We start from the raw sequence: 14,393 nt of genomic DNA, 5'->3' as shown, positions 1-14,393 counted from the left end.
GACGTCACATCCCCTCCAGCGGCGACCAACCCGCCACCCGCATGTCCACTCCTTCGCCGCGCAGCGGCACCCCCTCGGCGCGCAGCCGGGCGCGTGCCTCCCGCTCGTGTCCCGGCGGCAACCGACCGGCCGAGCTGACCACCCGATGCCAGGGCACCGAGCCGCCGTGCCGGGCCATGATGTTTCCCACCAGGCGCGCGGAGGTACGGCCCGAGCGTTCGGCGAGCGCGTCGGCGACCGCCCCGTACGACATCACCCGGCCCGGCGGGATGCGCTCGACCAGGTCGAGCACCGCCTCGACGTACTCGTCAGGTGTCACAATCGGCCACCATATGGGAACGTCGCCGGGCGCTGCCGCCGTGACCACGCAGAATGGGCGGGTGCGCGACGCAGTCACGGCGGCCCGGCGGGTCGTCGTCAAGATCGGATCCTCCTCGTTGACCACCGCCACGGGCGGCCTGGCCGACGGGCGGGTCGACGCGCTCGTCGACACCCTGGGGCGGCTCACCGCCGAGGGGCGCGAGGTGGTGCTGGTGTCCTCCGGCGCGATCGCCGCCGGCCTGGCCCCGCTCGGCCTGACCCGACGTCCGCGCGACCTGGCCACCCAGCAGGCCGCCGCCAGCGTCGGGCAGGGCCTGCTGATCGGCAGGTACGCGGCCAGCTTCGCCCGGCACGGCCGCACCGTCGGGCAGGTGCTGCTCACCGTCGACGACGTGACCCGACGCGCGCACTACCGCAACGCGTACCGGACGCTGCGCAAGCTGCTCGACCTGCGGGCGGTGCCGATCGTCAACGAGAACGACACGGTGGCCACCGAGGAGATCCGGTTCGGGGACAACGACAGGCTGGCCGCCCTGGTGGCCGCGCTCGTGCACGCCGACCTGCTGGTGCTCCTGTCGGACGTGGACGCCCTCTGGACCGGCGACCCGACCCGGCCGCAGTCGACCCGGATCACCGAGGTCCGCGACGACGCCGACCTCGCCGGCATCACCATCGGCGGGGCCGGCCGCTCCGGCGTCGGCACCGGCGGCATGGTCACCAAGGTGGAGGCCGCCCGGATCGCCACCGGCTTCGGCATCCCGGTGGTGCTCACCGCCGCCGACCTGGCCGCTCCGGCGCTGGCGGGTGAGCCGGTCGGCACGCTGTTCCACCCGCAGCGGCAACGACCCACCGCCCGGCTGTTCTGGCTGGCCCACGCCACCTCTCCCCGGGGGCGGCTGCACCTCGACCCGGGCGCGGTGGCCGCCGTCGTCGCGCGGCGCAAGTCGCTGCTGCCCGCCGGCATCACAGCGGTGGACGGCACGTTCACCGCCGGCGACCCGGTGGACCTGGTGGACACCGCAGGCGCGCCGGTCGCCCGCGGCCTGGTCAACTACGACGCGGTGGAGCTGCCCGGGCTGCTCGGTCGTTCCACCTCCGAACTCGCCGCGGCGCTCGGCCCGGCATACGAACGTGAGGTCGTCCACCGCGACGACCTGGTACTGCTCTAAGGAGTCGATGATGAGCGTGACCGAGCAGGCGCGACGGGCGCGGGACGCCGCAGCGGACCTGGCCACCGCCACCCGTACCGCGAAGGACGCCGCGCTTGTCGCGATGGCCGAGGCGCTTGTGGCGCGTACCCCGAAGATCCTGGCAGCGAACGAGGCGGACCTGGCGGCCGGCCGGGAGGCCGGGCTGAGCGCGGCCGTGCTGGACCGGCTCGCCCTCGACGCGGGCCGGGTGGCCGGCATCGCCGACGCGCTGCGCCAGATGGCCGCGCTGCCCGACCCGGTCGGCGAGGTGGTCCGCGGTTCGACCCTGCCCAACGGCCTGGAGCTGCGCCAGATCCGGGTGCCGTTCGGAGTGGTCGGCATCATCTACGAGGCGCGACCGAACGTGACTGTGGACGCCGCAGGGATCTGCCTGAAGTCCGGCAACGCGGCGCTGCTGCGCGGGTCGTCGTCGGCCGCGCACTCCAACGCCGCGCTGGTCGCGGTGCTGCGGGACGCGATCACCGGCGCCGGCCTGCCCGCCGATTCGGTGCAGTTGCTCGACGCCAGCTCCCGCGACTCGGTGAAGGAGCTGATGCGCGCCCGAGGGCTTGTCGACGTGCTCATCCCGCGCGGCGGCGCGTCGCTGATCCGCACAGTCGTCGAGGAGTCGACGGTGCCGGTGATCGAGACCGGGGTGGGCAACTGCCACGTGTACGTGGACGCCGCCGCCGACGTGGCACAGGCCGTCGCGGTGACGCTCAACGCCAAGACGCAGCGCCTCTCCACCTGCAACACGGCCGAGTCGCTGCTGGTGCACGCCGACATCGCCGACGCGTTCCTGCCGGCCGCGCTCGCCGCGTTCGCCGAGGCAGGGGTGACGGTGCACGGCACCCCCGAGGTGGCCGCGTACTCCGCAGCGGTGGTCCCGGCCACCGACGAGGACTTCGCCACCGAGTACCTGTCGGCGGACATCTCCGTAGCGGTTGTCGACTCGCTCGACGCGGCGGTCGCGCACATCCGGCGCTACGGCACCGGGCACACCGAGGCGATCCTCACCGACTCGGCGAGCGCGGCCCGCGAGTTCGTCGCCCGGGTGGACGCGGCGGCCGTGATGGTGAACGCGTCGACCCGCTTCACGGACGGGGGCGAGTTCGGCTTCGGCGCGGAGATCGGCATCTCCACGCAGAAGCTGCACGCCCGCGGCCCGATGGGTCTGCCCGAGCTGACCAGCACCAAGTACGTGGTCACCGGGAACGGGCACGTCCGCTAGGCGACGGTCACCGGGCGGCAGGCCCGGATCGCCGAGAGCGTGGTGTGCACGTCGAACTGGTGGCCGTCGTCGCTCTCCCAGCCGCCGTCGCTGCGCTGCGTCTCGGCCAGCCGGCGGAGCGCCCGCACCATCACCCAGTCCTGTGCGTCGATGCCGACCCGGCGTAGCGTGGCCGCCAACCAGGCCACGTCACCCGGGGACATGGCCGCCATCCGCTCGGCCAGCACCACCTGGATGCGCGCCGACTCGTGGAACATGTCCTGCCGGTGCAGCACCGCCGCGCTCAGCCAGCCGGCGGCGAGGAACGACGGCCAACTGCCGTCCGGGCGGATCCGTCCGGCTATCGAGTGGGCCGCCGCCTGGACGACGCCGGCGTACGCCCCGCCGACCCGATGGTCGAGCGGTCCGGAGGCGCGGGCGTCCAGCCCGGCGACGGTGAGCCAGAAGCCCGCGTTGGCGGTGACGAAGAGCTTGGCCTCGGGGTCGCCGGGACGGGCCCACTCCGGAGCCGAGCCGGCCAGGGAGGCGTCCTCGTCCCAGCCGCCGTCGGCCTGCTGGCGGGACGCCAGCCAGTCCAGTGCGCGGCGGGCGGCGGGACGGCCGAGCGCGCCCAGGTCGTCCAGCTCGGCGAGCCGGAAACAGGTCGCGTCGATCGAGGCGACCTCGCCACCCCACGTCGCCGGCCAACCGCCGTCGGACGACTGGCCGACCTCGGCCGTCTCCAACAGCTCGGCGGGCACCGGGGTGCCGTTGCGAAGCCACGAGAGACGGGCGCGTTCCACCGCGTCCCCGTGCGCCACGACGAACCCGATGGCGGCTTCCATGTCGACCACGGCGGGAACGCTACCTGCGCAGACGCGATACCGCCTCGGGGAATCGGCCAGCCGGGAGTGGCTGCGTCGCTCCGGCCCGACGACGACTCGTCGTCATGTGCGTCGATTTGCCGGGACGGCGGTGACGCCGCCCCGGCCCAACCGATCAGTACGCGGGCAGCGACGGGTCGATCTGCTTGATCCAGGAGAGCACGCCGCCCTGCACGTGCACGGCGTCGCGGAACCCGGCGGCCTTGAGCGCGGCGAGCGCCTCCGCCGAGCGGACCCCGGACTTGCAGTGCAGCACGATCTGCCGGTCCTGCGGCAACTGCGCGAGGGCGTCACCGGAGATGATGTCGCCCTTGGGGATGAGGGTGGCGCCGGGGATCCGGACGATCTCGTACTCGGCGGGCTCCCGGACGTCGACGAGGAAGATGTCCTTGCCGGCGTCCTGCCACTCCTTCAGCTCCAGCGCGGTGATTGTCGAGTCGAGCGTCGCCTCCTGGGCCTCCACCGAGACCGCGCCGCAGAAGTCCTCGTAGTCCTCGAGGAGGTCGGTGACGCTCGGGTTCTCGCCGCACAGCACGCAGTTCGGGTCCTTCCGGACCTTGATCTTGCGGTACTCCATCTCCAGGGCGTCGTACACCATCAGGCGGCCGACAAGCGGCTCACCGATGCCGGTGAGCAGCTTGATCGCCTCGTTGACCTGGATCGAGCCGATCGACGCGCAGAGCACACCGAGCACGCCGCCCTCGGCGCACGACGGGACCATGCCGGGCGGCGGCGGCTCCGGGTAGAGGCAGCGGTAGCAGGGGCCGTGCTCGGCCCAGAACACCGACGCCTGGCCGTCGAAGCGGTAGATCGAGCCCCAGACGTACGGCTTGCCGAGCAGCACCGCCGCGTCGTTGACCATGTAGCGGGTGGCGAAGTTGTCGGTGCCGTCGACGATCAGGTCGTACTGGGCGAAGATCTCGCGGACGTTCTCCCGGTCCAGGGCGGTGTTGTGGATCTCCACGTTGACCAGCGGGTTGATCTCGCGGATCGACGCGGCGGCGGACTCGGCCTTGGACCTGCCGATGTCCGACACGCCGTGGATGACCTGGCGCTGGAGGTTCGACTCGTCGACGGTGTCGAAGTCGATGATGCCGAGCGTGCCGACCCCCGCCGCGGCGAGGTACAGCAGGGCGGGCGAGCCGAGGCCACCGGCCCCGACACAGAGCACCCGGGCGTTCTTCAGCCGCTTCTGCCCGGCCACCCCGACGTCCGGGATGATCAGGTGGCGTGAGTAGCGGCGGATCTCGTCAACGGTCAGCTCGGCGGCGGGCTCGACGAGCGGGGGCAACGACACGGTGGACTCCCCGGGATCGGCGGTCTGAACGCGCCATTGTTGCTCGCCGGAGCACCCCTTAGCCATGAGGGAGGACACGTGGTCCGCGATGCGGGAGCGGGAATAACCGACAGCCGGCCGATCAGGGGACGATGTCACCCGCGTAGCGACGACCGTCGACGTACGGCCAGGCGTTGGCCACGCAGCCCTCGAGGCCGTACGTCTGCTGCTGCATGACCGGCGCCGGCTCACCCGGGCCGGGGCAGGCCTCGTGCTGCTCGCCGAACTCGTGGCCCACCTCGTGGTTGACGACGTAGGTGCGGTACGTGTCAAGCGGGGCGCCGTAGTCGGGCACGGCCTCCTGCCAGCGCGCCAGGTTGATGATCACCTGCCCGGGCAGCCGGCAGGACGTGTACCGCTCGGTGCTCAGGCCACCCTCGGCGCACATCCGCTCCGAGGTGACGGGGGTGGCGAGGTAGATGGTGAAGTCGGCCGCCCCCGCGTCGGCGACCCGTTGGACGCGCAGCTCACCGGAGGCGATCCAGCTGCGCCTGTCGGTCAGTACCTCGTCCACCTTGGCGGCGAACGCGTCGACGTCCTGGCCGGTGCCGCGTTCCACAGCGATCCGGTACCGGTGCAGGGGCCCGTCCTCGCCGTGGACTGTGGTTCCGCCGTCGGCGGCGGTGAAGCGTCCCGCGCCGACGGACGGGTAGCTGCTGGGCGCCGGGTGGGCGGCCCCACCGCCCAGTCCCATTCCGCCCTGGGTGGTGGTGGCCGGCACGTCGGCCGGCGGTTCGCCGCTGCGGTAGACGGTCACGCCGACGGCGGCGGCGAGCACCAGCGCGCCGATCAGCAGGCTACGGCGCCGGCGCCGGCGCATCCGGACGAGAGTGGGACGGCCGCGCCGGTACGCCGACCGGCCCGACGGATCGGGCGGCTGAGGCGGGCCGTAAGGGGACGACGGCGTCATGACGTCCAGCCTGCCAGATTATTCGGTCATTTCTCCGCTTATGACGCTATTCACGCAAGGAGGATGCTTCGTCAGAGGCCGGGACCGGCGTAACGGCGTCCGTCCAGGTATGGCCACGGATTGACCCGACACCCGTTGAGGAAGAGCGTCTGCTGCATCATCACCGGCGCCGGCCGGCCCGCCCCCGGACAGCGCTCGTGCCGGCGCCCGAGCTGGTGACCCACCTCGTGGTTGACCACGTACGTCCGGTAGACCGACAGCGGCACGCCGGCCGAGACGTAGTGCGGCACGGACAACCGCCACCGGTCCAGGTTGATGATCACCTGACCGGGCGCCCGGCAGGACGTGTACGGACGACCCCCGATCCGGATGTCCACGCCACCGGCGGCGCACATCCGACCCGCCGTACGGGCCGTGGCCAGGTAGACGGTGAAGTCGCGGGGCGCATTGCCGGGCACCTGCTGCAACCGCAGCCGCCCGCTGTCGACCCAGCTGCCCGGCCCGGCGAGCGCCGCCTCGACGGCCCGCCCGAACCCGACGGCGTCCTCGGCGCTGCCCGACTCCACGGCCACCCGGTAGCGCCGCAACTCACCCGCGCGACCCAGCACCGGGCCGGAGCGGTCGTCGTAACCGAACCGGCCCGCGCCCGCGCTGGGCACCGACCCCGGCAGCCGCAGCACCGCGGGCGCACTCGGCGACGCCGACACGGACGGCGACGGGTCCGCCGACGGCGGCAGCGGCGCGGCCAGCAGCGGCGGCGGCACGGTGCTGATCTCATCCGCCGCCAGCCGGTCCGCCTCGGGACGGCCACCCGGCCCCTCCGCGACCACGGTCACCACCGCACCGACGGACACCACCACCGCCACCAGTTGCGCGAACAGGGCGAAGCGACGGTGACGGCGAGCTGACCTGGGCATCCGGCTCAGCCTGCCAGATCAGACCGCCCGGTCGCGTCCTCCGTTTCGGCGAGCAGACCCACCACCGCCCGGGCGACCAGCCGGGGCACCTCCAGCTGCGCCACATGACCCACGCCGTCGAGCATCAGCAGACGGCTGTCCGGGATGACCCGCGCGGTCTGCGGCGCGACCCGCACATCGACCAGCCGGTCCGCCCGACCGCCCACCACGAGCGTCGGCGCCCGCACCGACCGGGCCAGCCGCCACAGCGACCCCGACCCCGGCAGGTACGCCCGCAGGAAACTGGAGACCAACCCGCGGAACGTCCGCACGTAGGCGGCCGCGTAGTGCTCCGCCTCGTAGCGGACCCGGATCTCCTCCAGCGCCTCGGCGCGGCGCTGGTCGCAGATCCGGTCGAGGTCCGCCACACACGCCTCAAGCACCTGCTGGGCCATCACCTCGGGCGCGAGCTGGGTGAGGTACCGCCCGACCAGCCGTTCACCCCCGGGGATGGCGAGCACCGGCAGCATCCGACCCTGCAACGAGCGCCGGAAGTCGAGGAACGGCAGCGCCGGAGAGATCAGGGTGAGCGTTCGGACCAGGTCCGGTCGCAGGGCGGCCACCTGGACCGAGACCGCGCCGCCCAACGAGTTGCCGAACAGGTGCACCGGCCCCCTGCCGGAGTGCTCGATCCAGCGGACGACCAGATCCGCGAAGGCGGGGATCGTGTAGCGGCGACCCGGCTCGCTGCGGCCGAACCCGGGCAGGTCGATGGCCTGACCGTCGAGCCGGTCGGAGAGCAGCCCGGCCAGGTCCGTCCAGTTCTGCGACGAGCCGCCCAACCCGTGCACGTACAACGCCGGTTCCGCTCCGGCGGCGGTGGCCGGAGTGTCCCGCACGTACGTGACCGAGCTGCCGAGGCGTACCTCACGCCCCGGCCACGGCGGAGGAACCCGGTGCTCGGGCAGAAGCTCGTCCGGCCAGAGGATGGCGCGTTTCATCGTTCCAGTCTGCCCCGGACCACTCAGGACAGCAGTGCCTCCAGCCGACGGTTCACCGCCGCCAGCGTCGCCCGGACCACCGCCTGCCTCGGGTCACCGGCGACAAGCGCCGACCCGGCCAGCTGCTCCACCCAGCCCTCGCAGACCAGCAGCACCACCACCGTCGCCACCTCGCAGTTGCCGAACGGCACCACCGCCGCGTGCTCGACGAAGCAGCGCCCCCGCTCTGCGTTCTCGACGCCGCGCAGCAACTCGTCCACGGCGGCGGCAGCGGCCACCGCGCAGAGCCGCAGCACGTACCCGTCCACCGCCGGCCCGGTCGCGTACCCGGAGGCGTTCTCGCCGCCGGCCAGCAACCGCACCTCCACGTTGGCGTCCAGCCCGAACGTGCTCACCTGCACGTGGTCGATCACCACCCGGGGACCCGGCGTGCCACCGGTGTCCAGCGGCCGGGACGGCGCCGACTCCGTCGTGGTCACCTGACCACCGGAGTACGACGTACCCACCGTCGCCGGGCTACCGGTGGCGGCCCCGGCTGGCGCGGCCGAGACCGAGCCCGGCTCCTCCACGGTGGCACGACCCCGGTGCGGGGCGCTCTGCCGGCGACGACGTGACGTGTCCCCCACCGGCGGGGTCTCGACCCGCCCGCTCACGGTGGGCTCGGCGGTGCCTACCTCCCCGGGCCGTGGTTCGGTGCCGGCGTCCCGGGTCTCCGGGGCGCGCCGCTCGGCGGCACGCGACTCGGGGCTGCGCGGCTCGGCACCACGGGGCTCGGGGCTGCGCGGCTCAGGGCTGCGCGGCTCTGCGCTGCGGCGGCGGACCGGCGGGGCCGGCGTGGTGGGCAGGCCGGGCAGGTTCTGTGGGGCGGCGGCGAGACCCATCCGCTCCTGGAGCAGCCGGGCGACCTGTCGACTCACCTCGGCCGGGTCGGCGCCGTCGGCCAGGTCCAGTCGGAGGCTGTGCGCGCCCGCCGGCGTACGGCGCAGCGCCGCGTCGCGGACGCCTGCCACCTCCCGGACGGCGTCCAGGATGGCGTTGACGTCGAACCCCTCGGGGCGCTCCCGCAGAGGCGCGGGTTCGTCGTCGCGGCGCAGGTGGGTGGCGATACGGGCGAGTTCCGGGGTTTCGGCGGGTGGCTCCACGGCTGGCGGCTCCGGCACGACGGGCACGTCCGGTTCGGCGGGGACGCGCTGCGGCAGCACCGCCGCCGTCGTTTCCGCACGACGGCCGGGGTCGGCCGGGTCGGCCGGCGACGCCGGGTCGGGGGCGGAGCGGCGTGCCGCGTAGGGAGGGGCTGACGCGGGTGAGGGCCGGTCACGGCGGCCGCTCGCGCCCGGGACGGCGCCCGTCGACGCGGGTGCCGCGTCGGTGGAGGTCGGACCAGTCGACGAGGGTGCGGGGCGGGGCGGCTCCGGCGGCTCGGGGGTCGCCGGGCGCAGCCGGAAGGGCGCGACCGACCGTGGCTCGGGGCGCAGCGGGCCGGGCCGGTCGCCCGCCTCGTCGAGTCGGGGCATGCTCGCCGGCCAGGACGGGCGCTCACCCGGGGACGCGGGGATGCGCCCCTCGGACCAGTCCGGCCGCTCGGCCGGCGGTGGGCTGCTGGACGCCGTGGGCGTTCCACCGGCCCAGGAGGATCGTTCCGCAGTCAGCGCCGGACCGGCGGGCGCCGGGGGCGGCGTGACCGCCGGCGGCGGCACGTCGGCGGGAGCCGTCGCCGCAGGGGCCGCCGCCGGGGCGGGGGACGCAGCAGGCGTCGGGTCGGTCGAGGGCGGGCGTGCCCAGGACGGCCGCTCGGCGGAGGGCGTGGGAACCGACTCAGGCCGACCGGCCCAGGACGGCCGCGACGGCGCACCACTTGTCGGGGCCGGATCAGCGCCACCCGCCCACGACGGCCGCGACGGCGCACCGCTTGTCGGAGCCGCATCAGCCCCACCAGCCCACGACGGCCGCGACGGCGCACCGCTCGTCGGAGCCGGGCCGGCCCACGACGGGCGGGACGGCGGGGCGTTGGTCGGGGCGGGGCCGTCGGCCCAGGTCGGCCGGTCGACGGTTGAGGGCGCGGTCCCCGCGGGGGCGGGCGGGCCACTTGTCGGTGCCGATTCGGCAGCACGCGGCCGCCGGTCGACAGGCGGAGTGGCGCTCGGAGCCGGAGCAGCCCAGGACGGGCGGTCCTTCGGCGGCGCGCTGACCGGGGTGGTCGCCTGGCGTTCACCAGCCCAGGACGGGCGCTCGGGGGTCGGCTCCGGTTCGGGTGCGTCCCGGTCGGCGTCGTACGCGCTGGGCGCCTCGGCGCGTACCGGCTCGTACGGGCGGGTGGGCTCGGCGCGTACCGGCTCGTACGGCAGGTTGGGCTCGGCGACCCAGCCCGGGGCGGACTCGTCCCGGGCCGGGCGGCCGGTCGGCTCGTCATCCTGTCTGGACCACTGTGGCGCCCAGCCGCTGCCCCAGCTCGGGCGGTTCCAGTTCGGCCCGGACCAGTCCGGTTCGATGGCCGACGACTCCCCGGCCCGGGGCGGGTCGGCGGCCCGGGGGCCCTCGGCGGACCGGGGCGGTTCGGCAGGGTCGTCGGTCGGCAGGTCCGGAGTGCGGCCGGACTCGGCGGACGCCTCAGCCGGTAGCGGGTTTCTCCACTCGCGGGGCGCGGCTGACTGGTCGTCGGCGGCCAGCCGGTCGGCGCTGGGCGCGTGGAAGCCTGGCGGGACCTCGAAACCCGAGGCGGCGGTGCCCACGGGGGGCACCTGGACGGCCGGCGGCGACGGTGCGGGACGTTGGGCGGGCACCACCAGCCGGTCGCCGCCCGCGGCGGGCCGGTCGTCGTCGGTAGGACCGGGCGGCGCGCTCACCGGCGCGGGACGGCCCGGTGACGCGTCGAGCCCCGGGTGGTGGACACCGTTGGCCTCGGCTCCGGCGTGTCGGACGCCGTTTGTGTGGTGGCCGTTGACCCGGGCCGGTGGCTCGGGACCGTCGGGCGGCCCGGCCAGCGGCGGCGGCAGGTCGCCATGCCGCGCGGATGACGTACGCCACCCGGCCGCCGCGTCGGGCTGCCAACGTGTCGCCTGCTCCGGGTCGTCCGCACGCTCGGCGGCCCGGGACCACCCGCCCGACTGGGGCGCCCACCCGCTGCCGGAACGGCCCGGGTCGTCGTGCTGACCCGTTCCGTCACCGTGCTCTCCCGGGGTGGCGGCTCCGGGTTGCCCTGTTTCACTCACCGCGCGCTCCTTGGTCGCCCCCGCTGAGGCTACCGTGTGGCGACAGTGGCGATAAGTTACAGCGGCGGGCCATTTCCACAACGAGGGTCACGGGCCTCGCCCGGTCTGGGGGGAAAGTGCCGGCTCGTACGGAGAACTCGGAGGATCCCATGACCGCTGCGGGGAATGGCGCACAGACCGCTGGCCGACCCACCCGTCTGCCCCGGTCGGCGCGCCGTAAGCAGCTGCTCGCGGCGGCCCAGGAGGTGTTCGTCGCGCAGGGCTACCACGCCGCGGCGATGGACGACATCGCCGAACGGGCGGGGGTCTCCAAGCCCGTCCTGTACCAACACTTTCCCGGAAAGATGGACCTCTACCTGGCCCTGCTGGACACACATTGTGACGCGATCGTCGCCAAGGTGCGCGACGCGATGCACGGCACGATCGACAACAAGGAACGTGTCGGCGCGTCGGTACGGGCGTACTTCGACTTCGTCGACCACGAGAGCGAGGCGTTCCGTCTCGTCTTCGAATCGGACCTGCGCAACGACCCGGCGGTACGGCAGCGCGTGGAGAGGGTCGAGCAGGGGTGCATCGCGGCGATCACCGACACGATCATCTCCGACACGGGTGTGAGCCGGGCGCACGCCGAACTGCTCGCCTCCGGGCTGGTCGGCGCGGCGGAGACGGCCGCCCAGTTCTGGCTGGCCGGCGGTCGGCAGGTGCCGAAGGCGGAGGCCGAGGCGTTGGTGGCGGCGCTGTCCTGGCGGGGCATCGCCAGCTTCCCGCTGCAAGGTGAGTCAGCCTGACCACTCACCCCGTGATCGGATAGCCTTCGCCTGGCGGTTCTTTCGCCCCAGTTGAGGAGGCACAGTGGAGGTCAAGATCGGCGTGCAGTACGCGCCGCGCGAGCTGGTTCTGGACAGCGCGCAGTCGCCGGCCGAGATCGAGCAGATCGTGACCGACGCCTTCGCCGGCAACGGCGGCACGCTCTCCCTGACCGATGAGAAGGGCCGGCGGGTGATCGTGCCGGTCGAGAAGGTCGCGTACGTCGAGATCGCCGAGGCGTCGCCGCGCGCGGTCGGTTTCACCGTCCGCTGACCGGTCCGGCCGTCGCGGCAGGTCGGCGCAGTCGTACCTGCCGCGGGCCGGTGCCGCGCTTTCAGTTGTTGAGGCCGACGACTGCCATCCGCGCGGTGTGCGCGGTGGTGAGCCTCCCGAACAGCCCGGGTACGTCGACCCGGTCGCCCCGCCCGACGAGTGCGGTGAGCGCGGCCCGCTCGGCGGCGACACGGCCGGCCTGGGACAGCGCCTCGCCCACCAGCCGGCGGGCCCACATGGAGAGCCGCCCGGTCACCCGGGGGTCGGCGGCGATCGCCGTTCTGATCTCGGCGGCGGCGAACTCCGCATACCCGGAGTCGTGCAGGACGTCGAGCACCAGCCCCCGGTCGGGCCGTCCAGGGTGTCGGCGATCTCGCGGCGGCTACCGCGCGGAACTCGACGCCGATAATGTGACGCGGGACACATTTGCCGGCCCCGCGTGGCGGCTGGCCGACCGGGAATCGGGACGTGAGGTTGCCTGTTCAGGTAACATAGAGCAGTTGCCGTGGGCGCCGATCTGATCGAAGCTCAGCCCGCGGCGCGCGTGCGGCCCGGTCCGGCTCGGCGTTCTGCCCCTGACCGTGTGGCCCGCGTCATACCGAACGCGCCCTGAGGACATGACGGGCGCACCCACGAGAGGGCACCCCCACATCCACATGAGCGACCTGACTCAAGACCTGATGGACGGCCAGGAACTGGCCCCCACCGCCCCGGTTCGACCGGAGGCCCCCACCTTCGCCGCACTCGGCGCCCGCGACGAGACAGTCGAGGCGCTGGCCGCGGCCGGCATCACCCGCGCCTTCGCGATCCAGGAGTACGCGATCCCGATCGCCCTGCGCGGCGTCGACCTGATCGGTCAGGCGCCCACCGGCACCGGCAAGACCCTCGGCTTCGGCGTACCGCTGCTCGACCGGGTGTTCGCGCCCAGCGAGGGCAGCGACGGCGTGCCGCAGGCGCTTGTCGTCGTCCCCACCCGTGAGCTGGGCATCCAGGTCGCCAAGGACCTGGCCGCCGCCGGCCGTACGCGTGGCGTACGGGTGCTGCCGATCTACGGCGGCGTGGCGTACGAGCCGCAGATCGAGGCGCTGCGCAAGGGCGTCGAGATCCTGGTCGGCACGCCCGGGCGACTGATGGACCTGCAGAAGCAGAAGCACCTGCGCCTCGACCGCGTCCACGCGCTGGTGCTGGACGAGGCCGACCGGATGCTCGACCTGGGCTTCCTCGACGACGTCGAGAAGATCCTGGCGATGCTGCCGGAGGATCGGCAGACCATGCTCTTCTCGGCCACCATGCCGGACCCGATCGTCACCCTGTCGCGGCGTTTCCTGCGCCAGCCGATGACGATCCACGCCGGGCACACCGCCGAGACCGGGCCGTCACCGCAGACCGAGCAGCTCGTCTACCGCACCCACTCGATGAACAAGGTCGAGGTGGTGGCGCGCATCCTCCAGGCGGAGGGTCGCGGGTTGACCATGATCTTCACCCGTACCAAGCGCGCCGCCGACCGGGTGGCCGAGGACCTCGACTTCCGCGGGTTCGCGGTCGCCGCGGTGCACGGTGACCTGGGCCAGGGCGCCCGTGAGCGGGCGCTGCGGGCGTTCCGCGCCGGGAAGATCGACATCCTGGTCGCCACCGACGTGGCCGCCCGGGGTCTGGACGTCACAGGCGTCACCCACGTCATCAACTACGACTGCCCGGAAGACCAGGACACCTACACCCACCGGATCGGTCGTACCGGCCGGGCCGGGGCGACAGGCGTCGCGGTGACCTTCGTCGACTGGGACGACATGCCGCGCTGGCGCATCATCGACAAGACCCTCGGTCTGGAGATGCCGGAGCCGCCGGAGACGTACCACACGTCCCCGCACCTCTACAGCGACCTGCACATCTCCACCGAGGTCACCGGCACGCTGCCCACCGCCGAGCGCACCAGGGCCGGGCTGTCCGCCGAGATCGAGGAGGACCTGGGCGGCACCACGCGCTCCCGTCGCGGCGACGGCGGCGGCCGTGGCTCCCGGCGCGGTGACAGCCGTGGCGGCGAGGGTCGGGGCGAGCGCCGTGGCCGGGGCGACGGCCGTCGGGACCGCTCCGACGCGGCCACGCCGGTCGCCGCCGAGGCAGCCACCGACGACACCGCCGAGGAGGGCACCCGTACCCCGCGGCGCAGGCGTCGCCGCCGGGCCGGCGAGGCGGTCGTGGGCGAGCCCACCGCGGTGATCTCCGCCGACGCCGGTCCGTCCGAGCCGGCCGCCGCAGCTGCCGACGGTGAGCCGTCGAAGCCGCGTCGCCGCCGGCGCCGTCGTGGTGGCGGTTCCGGCGCGGGTACGCCGGCCGAGGCCACCGCGGACTGACGCAC

At 73.9% G+C, this 14,393-nt stretch carries 12 protein-coding genes and 1 pseudogene; 5 read left to right on the top strand and 8 right to left on the bottom strand.

Annotated elements, in window-relative coordinates; all coding sequences use genetic code 11:
- Window positions 1–4: 4 nt before the first annotated feature.
- Window positions 5–319 (bottom strand): MGMT family protein, encoded by a 315-nt coding sequence (locus ACFY1S_RS10730; protein WP_387115375.1) that lies wholly within the window; start codon window positions 317–319, stop codon window positions 5–7.
- A 13-nt stretch (window positions 320–332) separates the two neighbouring features.
- Here ACFY1S_RS10730 and proB point away from each other — a divergent pair, with 13 nt between their 5' ends.
- Complete coding sequence (gene proB / locus ACFY1S_RS10725) at window positions 333–1,490, top strand: glutamate 5-kinase (protein WP_387115373.1); 1,158 nt, start codon at window positions 333–335, stop codon at window positions 1,488–1,490.
- Window positions 1,491–1,500: 10 nt separating this feature from the next.
- Window positions 1,501–2,742 carry a glutamate-5-semialdehyde dehydrogenase gene (locus tag ACFY1S_RS10720; RefSeq protein WP_387115370.1) on the top strand — a complete coding sequence of 414 codons (1,242 nt, stop codon included), beginning with the start codon at window positions 1,501–1,503 and terminating at the stop codon, window positions 2,740–2,742.
- On the opposite strand, the gene ACFY1S_RS10715 is transcribed toward ACFY1S_RS10720, so the two are convergent.
- The 6 genes and pseudogenes from ACFY1S_RS10715 to ACFY1S_RS10690 form a co-directional block, all read right to left on the bottom strand.
- Window positions 2,739–3,566: a prenyltransferase/squalene oxidase repeat-containing protein gene (locus ACFY1S_RS10715; protein ID WP_387116036.1), complete on the bottom strand. Its 828-nt coding sequence runs from the start codon at window positions 3,564–3,566 to the stop codon at window positions 2,739–2,741. The two genes, ACFY1S_RS10720 and ACFY1S_RS10715, sit on opposite strands and share 4 nt — an antisense overlap.
- A gap of 154 nt (window positions 3,567–3,720) precedes the next feature.
- Entirely contained in the window at window positions 3,721–4,968 is a 1,248-nt protein-coding gene (moeZ, locus tag ACFY1S_RS10710) for an adenylyltransferase/sulfurtransferase MoeZ (RefSeq protein WP_387115367.1), read from the bottom strand.
- Between the two features lie 55 nt (window positions 4,969–5,023).
- Window positions 5,024–5,761 (bottom strand): DUF3152 domain-containing protein, encoded by a 738-nt coding sequence (locus ACFY1S_RS10705; RefSeq protein WP_387115364.1) that lies wholly within the window; start codon window positions 5,759–5,761, stop codon window positions 5,024–5,026.
- Window positions 5,762–5,922: 161 nt separating this feature from the next.
- Window positions 5,923–6,768 carry a DUF3152 domain-containing protein gene (locus ACFY1S_RS10700; protein WP_387115361.1) on the bottom strand — a complete coding sequence of 282 codons (846 nt, stop codon included), beginning with the start codon at window positions 6,766–6,768 and terminating at the stop codon, window positions 5,923–5,925.
- 5 nt (window positions 6,769–6,773) lie between these two features.
- Window positions 6,774–7,748, bottom strand: coding sequence for an alpha/beta fold hydrolase (locus tag ACFY1S_RS10695; protein ID WP_387115358.1), 975 nt, complete (start codon window positions 7,746–7,748; stop codon window positions 6,774–6,776).
- 23 nt (window positions 7,749–7,771) lie between these two features.
- Window positions 7,772–9,607: pseudogene (locus tag ACFY1S_RS10690) on the bottom strand (hypothetical protein); the annotation flags it as partial.
- A 1,499-nt stretch (window positions 9,608–11,106) separates the two neighbouring features.
- Between ACFY1S_RS10690 and ACFY1S_RS10685 the strand changes: the two are divergent.
- Window positions 11,107–11,745 (top strand): TetR/AcrR family transcriptional regulator, encoded by a 639-nt coding sequence (locus ACFY1S_RS10685; RefSeq protein ID WP_139586375.1) that lies wholly within the window; start codon window positions 11,107–11,109, stop codon window positions 11,743–11,745.
- 64 nt (window positions 11,746–11,809) lie between these two features.
- Complete coding sequence (locus tag ACFY1S_RS10680; RefSeq protein WP_030329796.1) at window positions 11,810–12,037, top strand: DUF3107 domain-containing protein; 228 nt, start codon at window positions 11,810–11,812, stop codon at window positions 12,035–12,037.
- 61 nt (window positions 12,038–12,098) lie between these two features.
- Here the strand turns inward: ACFY1S_RS10680 and ACFY1S_RS10675 are convergent, their stop codons facing one another.
- A complete protein-coding gene (locus ACFY1S_RS10675; RefSeq protein ID WP_387115355.1) occupies window positions 12,099–12,374 on the bottom strand; it encodes a ferritin-like fold-containing protein in 276 nt (91 codons plus the stop codon).
- A gap of 319 nt (window positions 12,375–12,693) precedes the next feature.
- On the opposite strand from ACFY1S_RS10675, the gene ACFY1S_RS10670 reads away from it, so the two are divergent.
- Window positions 12,694–14,388, top strand: coding sequence for a DEAD/DEAH box helicase (locus ACFY1S_RS10670; protein ID WP_387115352.1), 1,695 nt, complete (start codon window positions 12,694–12,696; stop codon window positions 14,386–14,388).
- Window positions 14,389–14,393 lie beyond the last annotated feature (5 nt).

Source organism: Micromonospora sp. NPDC000663 (assembly GCF_042898105.1).
Classification (GTDB): domain Bacteria; phylum Actinomycetota; class Actinomycetes; order Mycobacteriales; family Micromonosporaceae; genus Micromonospora.
The sequence above is the reverse complement of the archived record's forward strand: the minus strand, read 5'-3'. Positions and strand labels throughout refer to the sequence as shown.